Source organism: Paenibacillus sp. IHBB 3054, assembly GCF_051594305.1.
Lineage (GTDB): Bacteria > Bacillota > Bacilli > Paenibacillales > Paenibacillaceae > Paenibacillus_AQ.
In genome coordinates this window covers 51,330-71,478 of the sequence record NZ_JBOFBG010000012.1, presented here as the reverse complement: position 1 = coordinate 71,478, position 20,149 = coordinate 51,330, and the positions used below count along the sequence as shown (strand labels likewise).

Sequence of the window (20,149 nt, the reverse complement as noted above, 5' to 3'; positions counted from 1 at the left end):
TTAGACGCCGGGCAACCGGAGTTCCCTGCAACGTTTTTAAATATTTTTTTGTCGTGGACTTTCAAGCTCATTATGTATATCTTACAACAGGATAAATTCCTTTTTGAAGGATTAATGCCTTTTCTTGTCGAAATCACCTCATTATTATGGCAAAAGCAAACTTATTGTAGTGATTGCCTTAACAACCCGAACTAAAAACTCATAGTAAATTGGCGGTGATTCAATGATTCGCGCAGTGCTTGTGGATGATGAGCGGCTTGCTCTCATGAACTTGAAGATGATGCTGGAGGAGCTGGAGACTGTTGCGATTGTAGCTACCTTCACAGATTCAAGGAAAGCCGTCAGCGAAGCTGCTTACCTGAACCCTGACGTTATCTTTCTCGACATCGATATGCCCGAATTAAACGGACTGCAGGCAGCAGAAATCATTCAAATTCACTGCCCCCGGACGAGCATTGTCTTTGTGACTGCTTATAACAGCTATGCAGTGGATGCCTTCGAGCTTCATGCCCTTGACTATGTTCTGAAGCCTGTGCGAAGGGAACGGCTGATAAAGACCCTCTCGCGCGTGGAGGAAAAAATGCACCAGGAGCCGCAAGAAAACAACGGGAGTGAAATAATGATCCGTTGTTTTCAATGTCTCCGGTTCGAACGGAACGGACTGCAGCTGCACGACATCCGCTGGCGTACCGCAAAGGGGCAGGAATTATTCGCCTATTTATTTCATCACCGAAACCGCTTCATCAGTAAAGACACGCTGATTGATCTGCTGTGGCCTGATTTCAATTTAAAGAAGGCTTCCAACCATCTGTATACAACTATTTATCAGGTGCGTCAATGCCTAAAGCAAGGGAAAACAGATCTGCGGATCAGCAATCTAAGCGGCGGGGAAGGTTATAAGCTGGAAACAGGAAGCAAGCTGGTAGACAGTGCAGAATGGGAAAAAGGAATCCTCTCCCTTGATCCGATAAATGCTGGCAACTATGGGCAGTACCAGTATTGGTTTGGCTTTTACTCGGGCGATTATTTGGCCGACTATGATTATTTGTGGGCAGAAAGTGAACGCCAGCGCCTGCGAAGCATTTGGCTGCATCATGCGATGGAGATGGCCGAGTTCTATATCGGCTGCGGAAAAATCCCGGAGGCGGTGACCGTGTATCAGCGGATTGTACAGCTGCAGCCTTATTTTGAGCAAGGCCATTTAGGCCTCATGAAGGTCTATGAACGCATAGGAGAACGTTCGGCGGTAGAGGAGCAATACAACATCCTCACGGATTTGCTGAACAGGGAGCTCAGCATTGAGCTGCCCGTCAATATTGAGCGCTGGTATCATAATTGGAAGCAGCACATTCACTGAATCCTCTAGAATGTACCCCTCCTTTTTTGCAATCAAAAAAGCTGCCGGTACAGCAGACATTATTCCACTGTACTGACAGCTCGATAAGAACTTGTTTAGAGACACTGAACTTCTTTACAGCTGGGCGTGATCACGCTGCGTGTAGGTTTTTCGTTTCTCCAGCAGCTTGTTGAGCGCATCCAAATAGGCTCTGGCACTGGCTTCCAGAATATCCGTGCTCAGTCCGCGGCCCTGTGCGGCCACTTCACCCTGCGACAGTACGACATGCACCTCGCCCTGCGCGTCTTTTCCCCGGCTAACCGCTTTAATCGAATAATCTCCGAGTGTCACTTCCTCACCCGTAGCCTGATCAATGGCATTATAAATCGCATCCACCGAGCCGTTGCCTTCGGCCACCGCCACAATCGGCTGCGCCTCCTGGCTTTTAATAACCACCTTGGCGGTTGGCGTAGCTTCATTGCCATAGGTAACGTAAATCGTCTGCAGGCTGAAAATTTCCGGCGTATCAATCAGCCTCTCTTCCAGCAGCGCCATAATGTCCTCATCGGACACTTCCTTCTTCTTATCCGCAAGATCCTTGAACCTTGCGAAAGCAACGTTCAACTCTTCTTCAGAAACATCGTATCCCAGATCGCTAAGCTTATCGCGGAAGGCATGACGTCCAGAGTGTTTGCCAAGCACTAGCTTGCTCTCTTTGAGGCCGATGGTCTCAGGTGTCATGATTTCGTAGGTAGTTTTCTCCTTCAGCATGCCATCCTGATGAATACCCGATTCATGGGCAAAGGCGTTGGCACCAACAATCGCCTTGTTACCTGGTACCACCATCCCGGTCAGCTTGCTGACCAGACGGCTTGTGCGTGAAATCTCCGACAGCACCAGCGAAGTTTTTGCATCAAAAAACTCACTGCGCGTCTCCAGCGCCAGCGCGACCTCTTCAATCGCCGTATTTCCGGCACGCTCACCAATACCGTTGATTGTGCCTTCGATTTGATCCGCACCATTCTGGATCGCAGCAAGCGTATTGGCAGTAGCCATACCCAGGTCATTATGACAGTGGGCGCTAAGCTGAACCCGCTCGATGTCCGGTACATTGTCCTTCAGGAATTTGAAAATAGCCCCGTATTCCGAAGGATTCAAATAACCAACCGTATCGGGAATATTCACTACATTTGCACCCTCACGGATGGCCATAGCTACCATCTCGGCCATGAAGTCACGCTCTGTACGCCCCGCATCTTCCAGTGAAAACTCCAGCTTGGAGAAATATTTCTTGGCATAGCGGATAGCGGACTGCGCAGTCTCCAGCACCTGTGCTTTATCCATGCGCAACTTATGCTGGCGGTGGATGGGTGACGTGGCAAGAAAAATATGAATGCAGGGGTCCTGCGCTCCCTTCAGTGCTTCTTTCACCGCATCAATGTCACTCTCTCTGGAGCGGGAAAGACCGATCAGCGTAACATTCTTCACGGCTTTTGCCACTGCGTTTACCGCTGCCAGATCACCCGGCGAAGCCGCAGGGAATCCCGCCTCCATCCGGTCAATGCCCAGCTTTTCCAGCTGGTAAGCGATTTCGACTTTCTCTCGTGTGTTGAGGTTCACACCCGGCGACTGCTCTCCGTCACGCAGCGTCGTGTCGAACACATAAATTTTCCGCATGCTGAGCACCTCCTGAAAATTGTGCTTAAACCCTCAAATGCGGCCCGCAAAAGTTACGGCCGCATCTGAGGATTGCACTATAGTTTCAATAATCTTAAGTATATGAGCCTATTTCTTAATCCAGTGCATCATTTCACGCAGCTGGCTGCCTACTACTTCTACCGGATGAGCAGCTTCGTTGCGGCGGGTAGCTGTAAGGAAAGCACGGCCGGACTGGTTCTCAAGGATAAAGTCACGGGCAAATTTACCTTGTTGAATATCGGTAAGCACAGCCTTCATTGCTTTTTTGGTTTCATCCGTAACAATACGTGGACCAGTTACATAGTCGCCGTATTCAGCAGTGTTGCTGATGGAATCGCGCATAGTGGCAAGTCCGCCTTCATACACGAGGTCAACGATCAGTTTAAGTTCATGCAGACATTCAAAGTATGCCATTTCAGGAGCATATCCTGCTTCTGTAAGAGTTTCGAAGCCGGCTTTGATCAGAGCGGATACACCACCGCAAAGTACAGCCTGCTCGCCAAACAGATCGGTTTCGGTTTCTTCACGGAAGGAGGTTTCGATAACCCCTGCGCGGGTACAGCCAATGCCTTTGGCATAAGCAAGGCCGATTGCTTTGGCGTTGCCGGTTGCATCCTGCTCGATGGCGATCAGGCCAGGAACGCCGAAGCCTTCAACATAAGTACGGCGAACCATGTGACCCGGGGATTTCGGTGCTACCAGCAGCACATCCGCATCCTTAGGAGCAACGATTTGGCCGAAATGCACATTGAAGCCGTGGGAGAACATCAACGCTGCGCCGCTTTTGAGGTTCGGTTCAATTTCATTCTTATATACGGATGCCTGTGTTTCGTCCGGCATGAGAATTTGCACTACATCTGCACGGGATACTGCTTCAGCTACCGGCAATACTTCAAATCCGTCATTTTTGGCGGTTTCGAAGGATTTACCTTCGCGCAGGCCGATGACAACCTGAAGCCCGCTGTCGCGCAGGTTTTGCGCCTGGGCATGCCCTTGGCTACCGTACCCGATTACTGCAATTGTCTTCCCTTTTAACACACTAAGTTCTGCATCCTGTTCATAGTACGTTGTCACTGCCATTGTCAATATCCTCCTTTAATTTGGGACCCATCGTAAAGAGCGGGTACTTCAAGAGCGCCAACTCGCGGTGATGATCCGGATTGGGATTCAGGCTGCTCCTCAAGTCCCCGCTCTTTAGCGGGGAAATTCAAAATGATCTTATCAAATTAATGCAAACCAGCAGTAATCCGTTAAAGCCGTAAATTATGACAATTAGGCATTGCCGCGAATCATCGCTGTAACTCCTGTACGGGAAAGCTCCTTGATGCCGTATGGCTTGAGAAGTTCAATCATTGCATCAATCTTCTGAGTGTCTCCCACAACCTGTACCAACACACTTGTTGTACCGATATCGACTACAGAGGCACGGAAGGTTTCGACTACGCCCATAATTTCTGGACGTTCGGCCGGGTCAGCTTTGACCTTAATCAGCGCCAATTCACGGGCAACCATCGGTTTGGCGCCAAGATCCACTACCTTAATAACATCAATTAGCTTGTAGAGCTGCTTCTCAATCTGCTCCAGAGTGTGCTGGTCACCAAGTGTAACAATAACCATCCGGGATAATCCAACCTCCTCGGATTGGCCCACAGTAATGCTCTCAATATTGAACCCCCGGCGGCCGAACAACCCTGAAACCCGCTGCAGCACACCTGGTTGGTCATTCACAAGCACAGCAATCGTATGTCTCATCACTGTCATTCATCCCCCATCAGCATTTGATCAATGGTTGACCCTTGAGTTACCATCGGGTAGACATTTTCGTCTTTGGGAACAACGAATTCTACCAGAACAGGTCCCGGCGTTTCCAAAGCTTCCTTCCATGCTGCGCCAGCCTCTTCCTTGTTCGTGGCCCGCAGTCCCTTAACGCCATAGGCTTCAGCCAGCTTTACGAAATCCGGGCTGCCGGCGAGGTCGGTATAGCTGTAACGCTTCTCATAGATCAGATTCTGCCACTGCCGGACCATACCAAGCACCTGATTGTTAATAACTACAATCTTGACCGGAATGTTATTGATAGCACAGATGGCAAGCTCCTGGGAACACATCTGCATGCCGCCGTCCCCATTGATCGAGACAACCAGCCGGTCCGGATGCGCCATTTGCGCTCCGATAGCTGACGGAAATCCGAAGCCCATTGTTCCAAGTCCCCCGGAGGTGATCCATGAGCGGGGATGATTAAATTTATAATATTGTGCAGCCCACATCTGGTGCTGCCCTACATCTGTAGTAACGATAGCTTCACCTTTGGTGGTGTCGTTTATCATTTCAATAACCCATTGCGGTTTAAGCTCAGTCTCCGAATCCTTGTAGCGAAGCGGCTGATCCAGCTTCCACTGGGCAATTTGTGTTCTCCAGGCATCGGCACCTGCTGCCCGGCGTGCATCGGGAATCAGCATCTCCAGCACTGTCTTCACGTCGCCAACGATCGGAATGTCAGGCGATACATTTTTGCCGATTTCTGCCGGATCGATATCAATATGAACAATCTTGGCTTTTGGCGCGAAGCCGTCCAGCTTGCCGGTAACACGGTCGTCAAACCGGGCACCGATATTAATCAGCAGATCACACTGTTGAATAGCATTGTTGGCGGTATATGTGCCATGCATACCCGGCATTCCCATCCATAGCTCATCCGCACTCGGGAAACAGCCCAGTCCCAGCAGGGTTGTCGTAATCGGAATTTCCGTCCGTTTTACGAATTCATACATCTCTTCATGCGCTCCGGAGTAGATGACACCGCCGCCTGCAATAATAATCGGGCGTTCTGCAGCATCAATGGCCCGGATCAGCTTATCGAGTTGAAGTTTGTTCGGAACGGTCCGCGGATTATAACCACGAAGGTTAACACCTTGCAGCTGCACCGGATTGAATAACATTTTGGCTGCCGAGACATCTTTGGGAATATCAATCAGCACCGGACCTTTACGTCCTGTATTGGCAATATGGAACGCCTCATGAATGATTCGCGGCAGATCCTCAACATCACGTACCAGGTAGCTATGCTTCGTAATCGGCATTGTGATGCCTGTAATATCCGCTTCCTGGAATGCGTCGGTTCCAATCAGGCTGGAGAAGACGTTCCCGGTGATGACCACCAGCGGAACAGAATCCATAAAGGCGGTGGCAATGCCGGTTACAAGGTTGGTAGCTCCGGGTCCGGAGGTAGCGATGCATACTCCCGCTTTGCCGCTCGCTCTGGCATATCCGTCAGCCGCGTGAATGGCGCCTTGCTCATGCCGGGTCAGAATATGTTTGAAATCATCGAAGCCATGAAGCGCATCGTAGATGTACAGCACAGCCCCGCCCGGGTATCCGAATACAGTATCAACGCCCTCCAGTACTAGACTGCGCAGCAGGACTTCGGATCCCGTAATCACCTCGGGATTCTTCCATTTCTCACGTAACTGTTCTGTAGACCGCACTTCCGGTATATTCGCGCTCATCAGTATTCCTCCCTTCGATATTTAACATTCATTATGCAAATGACAGACCGTCTTTTATATCAACTGTAAGAATTGGCTTACTCCTTGAAAGTTAGTGTTCACCAACCCAGTGCAGCTAACCATCATCTTATGGGCAACAAAAAAACCTTCCGCCACCCACGCGCAAAATAGAAGCGCGTGAGGGACGAAAGGTTGATCTTCCGTGGTACCACCCATGTTTGCATTACATCTCGCGATGCAACGCCTTATCAGGTAACAAAAATCCATCGATGTAGGCAGGGCCCAAATCTTTGTAACCTGAAGTCCCTAACGCGGACTAAACGATTCCCCCTAATAATTCCACCACTGTTGCCGATGGGCCTTTCAGGAAAACAGCTCCGAGGTGAGCTCGTATATAAGGGATTCTGGTGGAGGTTGCAGCAATTCCTCTCACTCTCTGAGCAAAAGAGCCCTTAAAACTTCGTCCTCATCATTGCCGATGCATGTATGTTCGATAAAATGTTTAGACACATTATATGATTCCTCACACGGTTAAGTCAATACCCTTATTTCCGTAACTGACACAAATTGTTGTTCTGTTCTACCGTAACGCCCACACCACCCTGGGCATATGATGTACGACAATGCGTGGAAAGGAGGCGCTCTATGATTCGTTACCGTAGACCCAAGCAGGACGACACCGTCATTCTGGATCTGATTGAAAAGCAGCTCGTCCCTTTATCCCATCTCCCCCAAACCGTAATTAATCAGGTCAGAAAAGATCTGCCCCGCCGCTTGGGGCAAGGAGTTACACTGGTAGCCTGCCCAGACTATGAGAGCGATCCGCTGGGGTTTGTCCACTTTATGCTGCACGGTGATCTGCTGTATATTGATATGCTGGCCGTAGCCCCTGCAGCAAGGCGCAAACATTGGGGGAATATGCTCATGGACCGCGCAGAGCGATTTGCATTATCTCGCGGTTGTCAGCGGGCCAAGGTTGCTGTTGATACTGGAAATACTGCCGGTATTTCCTTTTATCAAAAAATGGGCTACAGAGTAGCCCGTTATCAGGCGCAAAACTACTGTTATGAGTTTGAGAAACAGTTCAATTAACTCTGCTGCTTATAAACTTCTTAGAAAAAGCCAATCGGAGGTACCGGAGCTCCGCCATAAGGTCCAGGAGCATATCCTCCATACTTGTTATAACCGTATCCACCATATGGATTGCCTCCATACGGGGAGCCTCCATAACCTGGGCCATATCCGCCGGCATAAGGAGCCGTACCTATGGCAAGCAAATCAAACAGCACCAGCGGAATCAATGCTTTGGTTTGTACTTTCTTACCGCTAACACGCTGTAGGATCAGACGGTTTCCAGAAATGCGGAGCAGCTTGCCCGTCACTTTGGAACCATCTTTTTTTACTGCAACAATATTTCTGCCCACCAGCTTCATTACCTGTTTCTTTGTAACCGGCTGTGCCATAATATCCCTCCTAAAAGTTTTGTAAGCATCTGCTTACACACCTGTCTCATATGCATTCGCATAAGTTTCAACACAGTTTATTCGGCGCGTCTGCCATTCGCCTGTACACATGCCCTGACCTGTGAAAGAGTAGCAATAACATGCGGTTTAGCCACACTGCACCCCCCGCAGATATGACTCAAAGCCAAGTGGAAACGGCTTTGCCGTCCTCAAAAGGACGGTATCCGTTTCAGCGAGAAATAGAAGGATAATTTATAGCGTGAAGCATATAAATTCTTATATTTGCACAAAAAAACGCATTTTCGGCAACAGCCGGAAATGCGTTTTTGAATAATACTACTATTCAAGTCAACTGCGGGGCTAACGTTTGCTAGGATCGTATGGCTCACCGAGCGCTTTTGGCGCCGAAGAGCGGCCGACAGCACTTACCAGTACTATAATCGTCAATACATAAGGAATCATAAAGATAAATTCCTGAGGGATACTATTGGACCATTCAAACAACTGCACGTAGTTGCGGATAGCCTGGGAGAATCCGAAGAATACTGCGGCTCCAAATGCACCAAGCGGATTCCATTTACCGAAGATCATCGCTGCAATGGCGATAAAACCTTGACCGGAGATCGTATTGTGCCCAAAGGTACCTGTAGTCGTCAGCGTAATTGTCGCTCCGCCGATACCGGCCAGCAGGCCACTCAGCATAACTCCGATATATCTCATCCGCTTTACATTGACACCCAGCGTATCTGCAGCACTCGGATGTTCGCCAACTGCGCGCAAGCGAAGGCCAAACGGAGTCTTAAACAGCACAAAGTAAATGACAATAACCAGCACAATCGCCAAATAGGTTGTCGGATAGGAATTAAAAATCCCTTCGCCAATAACCGGAATCTTCGAAAGACCTGGCACCGGTATTTTTTTGAAGCCATCCAGCAGCGGTGTTTCACCAGCGCCGTCAAAAAGCAGCTTAACTATATAAAGCGTACTGCCGGCAGCAAGGAAGTTAATTACCGTACCGCTGATCGTCTGATCGGCTTTAAAGGTAATTGCGGCCACCGCATGAATCAATGAGCCAATCACACCCACAGCCATAGCGCAAATCACCCCAACCCACGGAGCCCATGCCCCCATTCCGGCATCCTGGGCATAATATCCGCCCACGGCTGCCGCAAAGGCACCAAACATCATCAAACCTTCAAGACCGATATTGACTACCCCGGAGCGTTCAGAGAAGATGCCGCCCAGCGCGGCAAAAATGAGCGCTGTGGAGAATACAAGCGTTGTATTGAGCAGTTGTCCTAACGTCTGCAGATCCATCTATAACACCTTCTCTTTCTTGCGCTTGAAGTAAAACGGTTTAAGCACCCAGCGGACAATTCCTTGTGCCGCAATAAAGAATATAATTGAACCGATTACGATACGGATCAGGTCCGGTGGAACATCTGCTCCAAAGCTCATGCCTGCCGAACCATACGTCAGTATTCCATATAGGATAGCGGCCAGTACGACTCCAAGCGGATGAGTCAGTCCAAGAAGCGCGACGGCGATGCCGTCAAATCCATAACCCGGCGAGGCTGCGAAGACGGATTGATAGTGGAATACGCCCAGTACCTCACCTGCTCCCGCCAGCCCGGCGAAAGCGCCACTGATGAACATCGCCTTCACTACATTGCGTCCAACATTCATCCCGGCATATTCTGCGGCATGTGGATTGAGTCCAACCGCACGCATTTCATATCCCTGTTTGGTCTTCCATAAGTACACGTAGAAGAACAGCGCTGCAGCAAGCGCAATAACTGTACCCCAGTGCAGACGGGCGTTATCAAACAGAGAATTCAAGAAGTTCATGGAAAGCGAAGCGGGAATATCCTCCGAACGGTTTTGCTTTGGAAGGAGCAAAAATGTTTTGACAATGTAATTTGCCAGATAGAGCGCGATCCAGTTCAGCATAATGGTAGTGATAACTTCATTAATGCCGCGTTTCGCCTTAAGAAATCCGGCTATTCCGGCCCACAGACCGCCGCAGAGCCCTGCAGCGATAACAGCAAGCGGGACCAGCAGGAATGGTGGCAGTCCGGCCAGCTTAATACCGATCACTGAAGCGGCGGTCATACCGATAAGCACTTGACCATCCGCACCAATGTTAAACATTCCTGAGCGGAAGGCAAATGCTACGGCAAGCCCGGTAAACATCAGCGGCGTCATTTCACGTATTGCCTCGCCGAAATCATAAGCACTGCCAAATACACGCTGGAACAGGGATGAATAGGCGAGGATAGGGTCATATCCGCCGACCAGCATTACGACAGCTCCTACCAGGAAACCCATTATGATTGCAACAATCGGCACAATATAGCTGTCTGTCGCAAAGATTTTTTTCAGTCTATGCACCCGCATTTCCTCCCCGCTTCAAGCTGCCCGCCATCATCAGACCCAGTTCCTGGTCATTCGTATCCTGCGGGAGTACTTCGCCGACGATTTGCCCTTCATAGATAACGGCAATTCTGTCGGAAACATTCATAATCTCATCCAGCTCGAAAGAAATCAGCAGCACGGCTTTGCCCTGATCACGCTGGGCAATCAGCTGTTTCTGCACGAACTCAATCGCTCCGACATCAAGACCACGTGTCGGCTGAGCCGCAATCAGGAGTGTCGGATTTTTGTCTATTTCCCGCGCAATAATCGCTTTTTGCTGATTACCGCCTGACAAAGAGCGGGCTTTGTTCTCAATCGAAGGCGTGCGCACATCAAACTGCTTGACCAAATCCTCGGCATGCTGATTGATTACGTCTTTCTTCAGGAAACCAGACTGGTTATAAGGACTCTTGTAGTACGTTTCCAATACCATATTTTCACTTACACTGAAATCGAGCACAAGCCCGTGTTTATGACGGTCTTCCGGGATATGGGATACATTCATTTCCGAGATTTTGCGTGGAGACAGGTTGGAAATTTCTTTACCGGATACGGTAATAGAACCGGAATCAATTTTGCGGAGTCCCGTGATAGCCTGGATCAGCTCACTTTGTCCATTGCCGTCAACGCCTGCAATCCCAAGGATTTCACCAGCCTTCACTTCAAAGCTGAGGCCATTCAGCACAGATACGCCATCCTTGCTCTTGCTGCTGACATTGGAAAGCTTAAGGACGCTGGATCCCACATGCGGAGCCTGCTTGTCCACTTTGAATGTCACGCCGCGTCCGACCATTTTTTCGGCCAGCTCATTCGGATTCGTCCCGGCAGTCTTAACGGTATCAATCACCTTACCACGACGGATGATTGTAACCCGATCGGAAATCTGCATGATTTCTTTAAGCTTATGTGTAATTAGAATAATGGATTTGCCCTCTGCAACGAGCCGCTTCATGATCGCCATAAGCTCAGTAATCTCCTGCGGCGTCAATACAGCGGTAGGCTCGTCGAATATAAGTATATCCGCTCCGCGATACAGGGTTTTCATAATCTCTACCCGCTGCTGCATGCCGACCGAAATGTCATGAATTTTGGCATTCGGATTGACCTGCAGGCCATATTGCTCCGATAGTTTGCGAACCTGCTCAGAAGCGGATTTATAGTCGATTTTAAGTCCTTTTTTCGGTTCCATGCCCAGAACAATGTTCTCGGTGACCGTAAAAGGCTCTACAAGCTTGAAATGTTGGTGGACCATACCAATGCCAAGCTCAATAGCTTTATTAGGGCTATCGATAATAACCGGTTTCCCGTCGATTTCGATGCTGCCTTCATCGGGCTGGTATAGTCCGAATACGATATTCATCAAGGTGGACTTGCCTGCACCGTTCTCACCGAGCAGCGCATGGATCTCCCCCTTTTCCAGCGTCAGACTTATAGAGTCGTTCGCTACAATACCAGGAAAGCGTTTTGTGATTTGCTTCAACTCTACGACAGGAGCCGCAGCACTCATGGAATCACCCTCATCACAGAATATATAATAGACAAACGGACACGGCTGTACCGCCCCTTGCGAGGAGGCGGCACTGCTGTGTTCATGTATAACTTTTAACAGGGAACAAGGCCAGCTTTAGAACCGGCCTTGTTCCTTATACTTTATGGTAAAGCAGCAAGTATGATCTCAACAATTACTCGGATGGAACAGTAATCTTGCCATCGATGATTTGTTTTTTGAAATCCTCAACTTTAGCCAGAATTTCTTCGGATACGTTGGCTTTTGATGTTTCAGGAAGGCCCACGCCGTTGTCTTTCAGACCCAGTACGGTTGTAGTGCCGCCTTTGAATGTTCCGTCAACCACTTGTTGGGAAACTTTCTTAACTGCTTCGTCAACACGTTTGATCATGGAAGTCAAAGTTACATCGTCGCCAAATTCTATGGATTGGTCTTTGTCTACACCGATTACCCATACTTTATCGCCGCCTGCATCATTGCGGGATTTAGCTTCATTGAACACGCCGTTGCCAGTTGCGCCGGCAGCAGGGAAGATGATGTCGTTACCGGCATCGTACAGGGTAGCAGCCAGGGATTTACCTGTATCAGGCTTGTCATAAGCGCCTGCATAAGTATTCGTTACTGTTGCTTCAGGATTAACTGCTTCTACGCCAGCCGTGAAGCCAACTTCAAAACGTTTGATAACCGGGCTGTCCATACCGCCTATGAAGGCCACTTTGTTAGTTTTAGTTGTCAAACCGGCAACAACACCCACCAGGAAGGAACCCTCATTTTCAGAGAAAGTAACGGACTCAACATTTGGAGCGTCTACAACGCTATCGATGATTGCCAGTTTGGCATCCGGATTGGCTTTAGCTACTTCCAGCAAAGCGTCTCCAAGGTCAAAGCCGATCCCCCAAGTCAGATCGTAGCCGCCTTTTACGAATTGGTTAAGGTTTGGCACATAGTCTGCGTTGGCTTTACTTTGCAGATATTTAATTTCCACACCGGATTCTTTATTAAGAGCTTCCAGGGCTTCCCAGGCAGATTGGTTAAACGATTTATCGTTTACCCCGCCTACGTCTGTAACCAGCCCTACCTTAACGTCGGATGCGCCGTCCTTTTTGTTACCGCAACCTGCCAAAATGACACTGGTTGCCATCAACATAACGAGCGACAATTTGAAAACCTTTTTCATCGAATGTGATCCCCCTTAAGAAATTGGATGTCTTCTGTGTTCTGCTTGGACATACCATTAGATCAAATTATAACTGTAAAAAAACCTAAAATCCAGTCTATAAATGACCTCAGGTCAATAATAATTTGCATTTTTCACCAAGAAAACGCTTTCCCTGACACAAAGTGTTATATTTATGTCTATTTGATGTTAGAAAAGCTCTAAATAGTTAAACATATTCCTATAACCTTATAAATATTATTGCACACAAATGTGTTTTCTATTATCATGATTGTTTATATCTTGCATGAAAAGGGAGTACTGAAAAATATGGATGAACAAAACACCCCACAAGACGCGCCCGCCTTTAAATACAGCCGTGAATCCCGCGTGTTCAAAACCGGCCGCGTCTTCCCGAATGATGTCAACAACCACAAAACCCTGTTTGGCGGCAAGCTGATGAGCACCATTGATGAGGTTGCCTCCATCTCGGCTATGCGCCATTGCCGCACGAATGTGGTAACCGCCTCTGCTGACTCCGTTGACTTTCTTCTGCCAATCAGACCTACGGACTCCGTGTGCTTCGAATCCTTCGTCTCCTGGACAGGACGCACAAGTATCGAGGTGTTTGTGAAGATTATCTCGGAGAACTTATACACAGGCGAGCGCGTTGTCGCCGCTACGTCATTCCTGACCTTTGTAGCGGTGCATGAGGATGGCACACCCGCTCCAGTTCCGGCTATTATCCCCGAGACCGATGAAGAGAAGCTGATCAGCGAATCTGCCAATGAACGTTCAGAGCTGCGCAAACTAAGACGGACAAACAGCAAAAAGCTGGCTTCACAATTGAGTACCACCAAGTACTGGGAATAAAATTTCTACTGCAAGCCCCCTACCTTACAGAATCTGGCCGGCAGGGGGCTTTTCTGAATGTCGCCGCGCAAAAAAAGCACCACCCGCAGGTGGTGCTTTTCGGTTTATTTATTCCTCTTACGCGTTGATCTTCTCTTTGGCTACAACAGCCAGGGAGTTGAATGCGTTAAGATCGTTTACTGCCAGGTCAGCCAGCATTTTACGGTTCACTTCTACGCCAGCCAATTTAAGGCCGAATACAAGCTTGCTGTAGGACAGGCCGTTCAAACGAGCTGCTGCGTTAATACGAACGATCCACAGTCTGCGGAAGTTACGTTTAGTTTGACGACGGTCACGGTATGCGTAAACCATCGATTTCATTACTTGCTCGTTAGCTGTTTTGAAAATGCGGTGCTTGGAACCGAAATAACCCTTTGCCAATTTCAACACTTTTTTATGTCTACGACGAACTACAAATCCGCCTTTAACTCTTGCCATATTAATAAACCTCCCAAAAATGTGTGATAAAACTATTTCAAGTTAGCGAGTCCTTGTTTCAAACGTCTTACATCCCCAGGGGCCATTACTGGATTGCCGTTCAATACGCGTTTAGCGCGTTTCGATTTGTGGGACAGCAAGTGGTTCTTGTGAGCTTTGTAACGCAGTACTTTACCAGTTCCGGTAATTTTGAAGCGGCCTTTCAGGCTGCTATGTGTTTTCATTTTAGGCATGGTGTTTCCTCCTTGAATATTATGCGGCGCCAAATTGCTGTGCAAGTGACTCCAAATTATTGGGCTTTAGGAGCCAGAATCATAATCATGCTGCGGCCTTCCAGCTTAGGCTGGCGCTCAACAACAGAGATATCTTCCACTTCGGTCTTAACACGTTCCAGGATCTTCTGGCCGATGCTAGCGTGGGTAATCTCACGTCCGCGGAAACGAACGGAGCACTTCACTTTATCGCCTTCGCCCAGGAACTTAATCACATTGCGGAACTTGGTTTGATAATCATGTTCCTCAATGTTGGCACGGAACCATACTTCTTTAAGATCCACGATCTTCTGGTTCTTACGTGCTTCCTTCTCTTTCTTCTGTGTTTCATAACGGAACTTGCCGTAATCCATGATGCGGCATACCGGCGGTTTCGCCTGCGGTGCTACGTTGACTAAATCAAGATTAAGATCAATCGCCATTTGCAACGCTTCGCGGATCGGCTTAATTCCGATTTGCTCGCCTTCCGCTCCAACCAACCGAACCTCTTTGGCCCGAATTTCATCATTGATCATATGTTCCTTACTGATAATACTCCACCTCCGGATCTACTTTACAATTATTTACGGTTCTCCATAAAAAAGGGATGCCGGTAACTCCCCGACACCCCGTTTGATCAACGTTCATGAATTATAACCATTCATAAAGCATTGAGATCAAAACCAGCTGGCGTATTTGCCAGTCAGGTGAGAAGCCGGTGCTTCTGCTTGCAATCCCTATGTTTTGCATACTTGAATACTATACAATACTCCGCAAGGAGTGTCAACATGTTCTTTTGTGAAAATCCGGGCTTATCCTTGCTTGCTCTGAACTTCCTCAAGCCGCACGACACGCGTATGCTTGGTATGGCTCCATTGCTTGTTGTTCTGCGTGAAGAAGGCATAGAACGTAATTGGATACCAGGAAAGCAGATACACCGGAAAGACCAGCAGGTAAAGATACACTTTTTTGAACTTGACCTTCTCCAGCGCCATGGCCAGCAGGAAGGTGATAATATTGGCGCCGACTGCAAAGAAGCTGAGCCAGAACGGCAAATAACCGTAAATATTGGCAATATGCGGACCATTAAGCAGCGAAGTGTCTACCCACATTACAGCTGTCATCAGGAACGTCAGTAGCACGATGTAGACATTCACCCCATATAGCGCGAGATCAAGCTTCGTCAGGCTGCGTTCTTTAATAGCTTGCCACAGCAAAGGGAAGAAGTAGCGGCGGGCCACTGTAAAGTGTCCTTGCATCCAGCGCAGCCGCTGTCTGGAGGATGCTTTGAACGTAAGCGGCTTCTCATCAAATACCTTGGCATCATAGTTGAATTTTGGGAATACGCCTTTGGATGCGCTGCGCATCGTAAACTCCAAATCCTCGACAAGGCTTGTTGCTCCCCAGCCCATCTCTTTAAGCAGATTGGTTTCGAAGCACATGCCGGTTCCGCCCAGGAAGTTGGCCATCTTCAAATTATGGCGCGACAGCTGCCACAAGCGGTTGATGTACCAGTAAGATACGCCGTATGCAGCAGTAATCCATGAATCCTCCGGATTCTTCGTATCAATATAGCCTTGAATTACGCGCCCGCCTGCGCAGAGATCATTATTCATCTCTGTGAGGAATTCGGTATGCGCAAGGTTGTCGGCGTCGAACATGACAACTGCATCATACTGTCTCGGCATCGCCCATAGTTCCTTGAGCATCCATTCGATTGCATAACCCTTGCCCCGAAGGTTGGTATTGGTGCGGACACAGGCATTCATTCCGTGCTCGCGCACAATTCTTGCGGTGCCGTCTGTACAATTGTCGCAGATGACAAATACATCGTACAACTCTTGGGGATAATTAAGCTGTTTCAAATTCTCCATCAATGCGCCGACGACTTCTTCCTCGTTGTGCGCGGCAACCAATACAGCAAATGATTTTTCCGGCCCGAACTGTACCTTATTCTTTTTCTTGCGCAGTCCAAACAACGATAATGTGAACTGATAGACTGCGATTGCCGCCAAGATCACTTGGAGCGTAACAAACAATGCGTCTGTCATGATCTTTTGATGCCCCCTTTTTCACTCTTGGTGTGCTTTTTTCTTTTTTCTCTCTCTGTCTTATTAAACGTTCTTTCTGACCCTTTTGTTGCATTCCTTACAGTAGACCAAGAGTTTCCCCTTTTTGTGGAGTAGGCTTCAATTTATATCTATCCCGTTTATAAAGATGTTATAGAGATACCAAATGGCGGACTCCTCAATTCTCTGTAACCTTATAAACATGTTTAGCCTACTTGAATCATTGTAAGGTGTAAGGGGTTGTTAAGTCAAAACTGGCATTTTCCGACCTTAACCGAGCTTTTTCTTGAAATGGACTGCTTTAAAAACGTATGATAAAGACAGCTTTCAGGTCTTGGATCGAGTGGCTGCTGCTGCGTTTATTATCCTCAGCCGGACTATCGGAGGGACAAAGTATGAAACATTTATTCATGAAACTACATCTCTGGGAACGGCAAATTTTCAAGTGGATCAATGGACGATTGCACAACCCTTTTTTGAACTTTTGGCTTTTCTATCTTACCCATCTGGGCGGAGCTACAAGCGCTATCGGTATCAATGTGCTAATCTGGGCGCTCTCACCCCAGCCTTTGAGAACAACGGGACTCCAGGCTCTCACGGCTCTGGCTGTCAGCCACCTGCCCGTCGCTGTTGCTAAAAAGTTATACCCGCGCATACGTCCTTATCTGGCGCTGCCGGGAACGAATACGTTTCACAATCCGCTTAAAGATCATTCTTTTCCATCAGGTCATACTACAGCTATCTTCGCCTCAACGGTACCTTATATGGCGGCTTACCCTGCCTTGACCGTTTTCCTGCTGCCTCTGGCCGCTATTGTCGGTTTCTCCCGCATTTATTTGGGACTGCATTATCCTTCTGACGTTCTTGCAGGAGCGGTTATCGGCACTGGCGTTGCGGCAGGCACCGTTGTTTTATGGATCTGAAGCCTGCATCACAAGTCATATCGGCGAAATCCATCCGGGAACAGGTGAATCCAACATTGCGCAAAAAAAGAGTTTTATTGCTGTCGGAAGGTTTTGGCGCAGGGCATACGCAGGCAGCTTACGCACTGTCGAGCAGTCTGCGTAAGTTATCGCCCCAAGTGCAAACCAAGGTGCTGGAGCTAGGGAATTTCCTGAATCCAAAGCTGGCGCCTCTTGTTGTATCGGCATACCGCAAAACAGTGACGACCCAGCCCCGCTTGATGGGGTACGTGTACCGTCACCAGAAATCATTTAATCGTCTTACCACGCTTGCCTTGCACCGCTTATTTTATACACATACGCAAAATATTGTGAAGCAGCTGAGGCCCGATATTATCGTCTGCACCCACTTTATTCCCAGCGCTGTGGTATCCCGCCTGAAACGGCTGGATCCGACCTTCAAAGCGCCGCTCGTTACGGTGATCACGGATTATGATGCCCATGCCACCTGGATCAGCCCTGAGGTAGACCGGTATCTGGTGTCCACTCCGGAGGTCAAAGCCAAGCTGCGCCGGCGAAACGTATCCGCCGCCAAAGTCCAGGTTACCGGCATGCCGGTTCACCCCAACTTCTGGGAACATCCCGGAAGAGCGGAAATTCTGGAGCAGTTCGGCCTGCAGGACTTGCCGACGGTTATGGTTATGGGCGGGGGCTGGGGCATGATGAACGATGAGGTCGTAAACGAAGCACTGGCGAGCTGGCGGGAGAAAGTCCAGATTGTCTTTTGTCTCGGCACGAATGATAAACTGCTGAGTGAGATGAACGAGGACCACCGGTACATTCATCCCAATATCTCCCTGATTGGGTTTACCCGCGAGATTGACAAGCTGATGGAGGTATCCGATCTGCTCGTTACCAAGCCAGGAGGAATGACCTGCAGCGAAGGGCTGGCCAAGGGTATTCCCATGCTCTTCCATCACCCCCTGCCAGGTCAGGAAGAGGAGAACTGCCGCTACTTCACGGCTGCAGGTCTTGGAGAACCGATTTCATCGCTGGATGTAGTCGACAAATGGATGGAGCGGCTGCTCTACAACTATGAGGACGTACAGGCCAAGCGAAAAAACCATTTGGAAGAGATCGCCAGGTTTCATCCGCTGCAAAGCGCCCAGAGCATTATTGATATGCTCGAATAACATTCACAAGAACAAGGGGACATATAAAAATGGCAGTCCGGGAATTTCTCCTTGGACTGCCATTTTTGTATGCTTCTGCTTTGTTGAAGACATAAATCGGCACTAACTGTTCTACAGCCGGTATTTGTCCAGCCGGGTGGCCTGATACCGCTCCAGCGCCTCTGCCCCGACAATCGCTTCGCAGCGTTGGATATTGACGCCACGGCCGTAAAATTTGGTCTCATATTCCGTCATGACATGCTCCTCATTAATGACACCGTCCGCATGCAGGTCGAGAGAGATATTCTTCATTTGCAGGCCATAGTCGGCAAATGCATTAAGGGAGAACTCAAACAGGCTCCGGGAATCCGTCTTCAGATGAATTTCCCCCAGCGGACTGAGTAACCCGCGGTATTTGTCAAGAAAACGCGGATGCGTCAGGCGGCGGCGGGCATGCTTGCTCTTCGGCCAAGGATCGCTGAAGTTCAGATAGATACGTTCCAGCTCTCCTGGAGCAAACACTTCCTCCGCGTAGTTAATATTGGCGAGTGCCACTCTGAGGTTAGGCGGCGTCTCATGTCCTGCCGGCTCCCACACCAAACGGGCTTTCTCAGCCGCGCGGCGGATCAATTCATCGTACATATCAACGCCGATAAAATTAATATCGGGATATTTGAAGCTCATTTGACTAATGAACTGTCCTTTGCCCATTCCGAATTCCACATGAATCGGATGATCGTTGCCGAACAATTCAGACCACCGCCCCTTGAGGCTGCGTGGATCGAGGATTACCAGATCGGTCTGTTCCTCCAGGCTTTCACGTATTCCTTTTCTTCCGCGTAAACGCATAGGTATTCCTCCGCTTATTCACTTATTACAATAACTATCACTTGCAATATTGTGCCGAACTTATCTGCAAAAGTAAAGGGATTTCAGTGAAGAGATGCTGATTCCGTCTTTTTCTACATATATTTGCCAAAAAGGAAAAGGGAATTCTCCGACGGGGGCAAAAAATCCGCCGGAGAATTCCCTTTATGTTGTATTTGGAATTGGGGTCCACTAGTTCAACAGTTCATAGTCTACCTTGCCGGTGTATTAAAATCAAATTTCTTCTCGAACGCATTTCTGATCTTGCGCTGCGCTTCTGTCTTAATCTTATGGTTGCCATTAAACTCCACACCCGTAAGCGCGAGCGCTTCATCAGGAGTCAATTGCACATCAATGGAGCCTTTGCCTTCGGCATATGATGTTTGAGAATTCATCGTGATCACCTCTTGGGTTTTATTATGGATCGGACGACACGAAATTATGAATTCAATAAATG

Annotated in this window: 20 protein-coding genes; 5 read left to right on the top strand and 15 right to left on the bottom strand. The window is 48.6% G+C overall.

The window, feature by feature from the left end; all coding sequences use genetic code 11:
- Nucleotides 1–223: 223 nt before the first annotated feature.
- Nucleotides 224–1,357: a response regulator gene (locus tag ACQ76X_RS15475; RefSeq protein WP_438494913.1), complete on the top strand. Its 1,134-nt coding sequence runs from the start codon at nt 224–226 to the stop codon at nt 1,355–1,357.
- A gap of 114 nt (nt 1,358–1,471) precedes the next feature.
- Here ACQ76X_RS15475 and ACQ76X_RS15470 read toward each other — a convergent pair whose 3' ends face one another.
- The 4 genes from ACQ76X_RS15470 to ilvB form a co-directional block, all read right to left on the bottom strand.
- On the bottom strand, nt 1,472–3,013 hold the full coding sequence (locus tag ACQ76X_RS15470; RefSeq protein WP_038587278.1) for a 2-isopropylmalate synthase: 1,542 nt from the start codon (nt 3,011–3,013) through the stop codon (nt 1,472–1,474).
- A 108-nt stretch (nt 3,014–3,121) separates the two neighbouring features.
- Nucleotides 3,122–4,114, bottom strand: a complete 993-nt coding sequence (ilvC, locus tag ACQ76X_RS15465; protein WP_038587276.1) for a ketol-acid reductoisomerase — start codon at nt 4,112–4,114, stop codon at nt 3,122–3,124.
- A 192-nt stretch (nt 4,115–4,306) separates the two neighbouring features.
- Nucleotides 4,307–4,795 (bottom strand): acetolactate synthase small subunit, encoded by a 489-nt coding sequence (gene ilvN / locus ACQ76X_RS15460; RefSeq protein ID WP_038587274.1) that lies wholly within the window; start codon nt 4,793–4,795, stop codon nt 4,307–4,309.
- The gene (gene ilvB, locus ACQ76X_RS15455) at nt 4,792–6,540 is read right to left on the bottom strand and encodes a biosynthetic-type acetolactate synthase large subunit (protein WP_340894239.1); all 1,749 of its coding nucleotides are present in this window, start codon (nt 6,538–6,540) and stop codon (nt 4,792–4,794) included. Before ilvB ends, ilvN begins: the two co-directional genes overlap by 4 nt.
- 645 nt (nt 6,541–7,185) lie before the next feature.
- On the opposite strand from ilvB, the gene ACQ76X_RS15450 reads away from it, so the two are divergent.
- Nucleotides 7,186–7,632 (top strand): GNAT family N-acetyltransferase, encoded by a 447-nt coding sequence (locus tag ACQ76X_RS15450; RefSeq protein ID WP_038587271.1) that lies wholly within the window; start codon nt 7,186–7,188, stop codon nt 7,630–7,632.
- Between the two features lie 20 nt (nt 7,633–7,652).
- Here ACQ76X_RS15450 and ACQ76X_RS15445 read toward each other — a convergent pair whose 3' ends face one another.
- From ACQ76X_RS15445 to ACQ76X_RS15425, 5 genes are all read right to left on the bottom strand, one after another.
- The gene (locus ACQ76X_RS15445) at nt 7,653–8,003 is read right to left on the bottom strand and encodes a hypothetical protein (RefSeq protein ID WP_076112640.1); all 351 of its coding nucleotides are present in this window, start codon (nt 8,001–8,003) and stop codon (nt 7,653–7,655) included.
- 360 nt (nt 8,004–8,363) lie between these two features.
- Nucleotides 8,364–9,320 (bottom strand): ABC transporter permease, encoded by a 957-nt coding sequence (locus tag ACQ76X_RS15440; RefSeq protein ID WP_438494912.1) that lies wholly within the window; start codon nt 9,318–9,320, stop codon nt 8,364–8,366.
- Nucleotides 9,321–10,394, bottom strand: coding sequence for an ABC transporter permease (locus tag ACQ76X_RS15435; RefSeq protein WP_038587265.1), 1,074 nt, complete (start codon nt 10,392–10,394; stop codon nt 9,321–9,323). It lies immediately after the preceding gene.
- Nucleotides 10,387–11,925: an ABC transporter ATP-binding protein gene (locus ACQ76X_RS15430; protein WP_438494911.1), complete on the bottom strand. Its 1,539-nt coding sequence runs from the start codon at nt 11,923–11,925 to the stop codon at nt 10,387–10,389. Before ACQ76X_RS15430 ends, ACQ76X_RS15435 begins: the two co-directional genes overlap by 8 nt.
- A 175-nt stretch (nt 11,926–12,100) precedes the next feature.
- Entirely contained in the window at nt 12,101–13,102 is a 1,002-nt protein-coding gene (locus ACQ76X_RS15425) for a BMP family lipoprotein (protein WP_038587261.1), read from the bottom strand.
- A 309-nt stretch (nt 13,103–13,411) separates the two neighbouring features.
- On the opposite strand from ACQ76X_RS15425, the gene ACQ76X_RS15420 reads away from it, so the two are divergent.
- On the top strand, nt 13,412–13,954 hold the full coding sequence (locus ACQ76X_RS15420) for an acyl-CoA thioesterase (RefSeq protein ID WP_438494910.1): 543 nt from the start codon (nt 13,412–13,414) through the stop codon (nt 13,952–13,954).
- 117 nt (nt 13,955–14,071) lie between these two features.
- Here the strand turns inward: ACQ76X_RS15420 and rplT are convergent, their stop codons facing one another.
- The 4 genes from rplT to ACQ76X_RS15400 all read right to left on the bottom strand — a co-directional run bounded on the left by rplT (nt 14,072) and on the right by ACQ76X_RS15400 (nt 16,733).
- Nucleotides 14,072–14,431 carry a 50S ribosomal protein L20 gene (gene rplT / locus ACQ76X_RS15415; protein ID WP_038587257.1) on the bottom strand — a complete coding sequence of 120 codons (360 nt, stop codon included), beginning with the start codon at nt 14,429–14,431 and terminating at the stop codon, nt 14,072–14,074.
- Nucleotides 14,432–14,463: 32 nt separating this feature from the next.
- Nucleotides 14,464–14,664 carry a 50S ribosomal protein L35 gene (rpmI, locus tag ACQ76X_RS15410; RefSeq protein ID WP_036696104.1) on the bottom strand — a complete coding sequence of 67 codons (201 nt, stop codon included), beginning with the start codon at nt 14,662–14,664 and terminating at the stop codon, nt 14,464–14,466.
- Between the two features lie 56 nt (nt 14,665–14,720).
- The gene (gene infC, locus ACQ76X_RS15405; protein WP_038587254.1) at nt 14,721–15,218 is read right to left on the bottom strand and encodes a translation initiation factor IF-3; all 498 of its coding nucleotides are present in this window, start codon (nt 15,216–15,218) and stop codon (nt 14,721–14,723) included.
- A 276-nt stretch (nt 15,219–15,494) separates the two neighbouring features.
- Complete coding sequence (locus ACQ76X_RS15400; RefSeq protein WP_438494909.1) at nt 15,495–16,733, bottom strand: glycosyltransferase family 2 protein; 1,239 nt, start codon at nt 16,731–16,733, stop codon at nt 15,495–15,497.
- Between the two features lie 413 nt (nt 16,734–17,146).
- On the opposite strand from ACQ76X_RS15400, the gene ACQ76X_RS15395 reads away from it, so the two are divergent.
- The gene (locus ACQ76X_RS15395) at nt 17,147–17,674 is read left to right on the top strand and encodes a phosphatase PAP2 family protein (protein WP_438494908.1); all 528 of its coding nucleotides are present in this window, start codon (nt 17,147–17,149) and stop codon (nt 17,672–17,674) included.
- 56 nt (nt 17,675–17,730) lie between these two features.
- Nucleotides 17,731–18,846 (top strand): MGDG synthase family glycosyltransferase, encoded by a 1,116-nt coding sequence (locus ACQ76X_RS15390; protein ID WP_438494907.1) that lies wholly within the window; start codon nt 17,731–17,733, stop codon nt 18,844–18,846.
- 111 nt (nt 18,847–18,957) lie between these two features.
- On the opposite strand, the gene trmB is transcribed toward ACQ76X_RS15390, so the two are convergent.
- Nucleotides 18,958–19,674 carry a tRNA (guanosine(46)-N7)-methyltransferase TrmB gene (gene trmB, locus ACQ76X_RS15385; RefSeq protein ID WP_341377624.1) on the bottom strand — a complete coding sequence of 239 codons (717 nt, stop codon included), beginning with the start codon at nt 19,672–19,674 and terminating at the stop codon, nt 18,958–18,960.
- A gap of 230 nt (nt 19,675–19,904) precedes the next feature.
- Nucleotides 19,905–20,087 (bottom strand): hypothetical protein, encoded by a 183-nt coding sequence (locus ACQ76X_RS15380; RefSeq protein WP_038587245.1) that lies wholly within the window; start codon nt 20,085–20,087, stop codon nt 19,905–19,907.
- Nucleotides 20,088–20,149 lie beyond the last annotated feature (62 nt).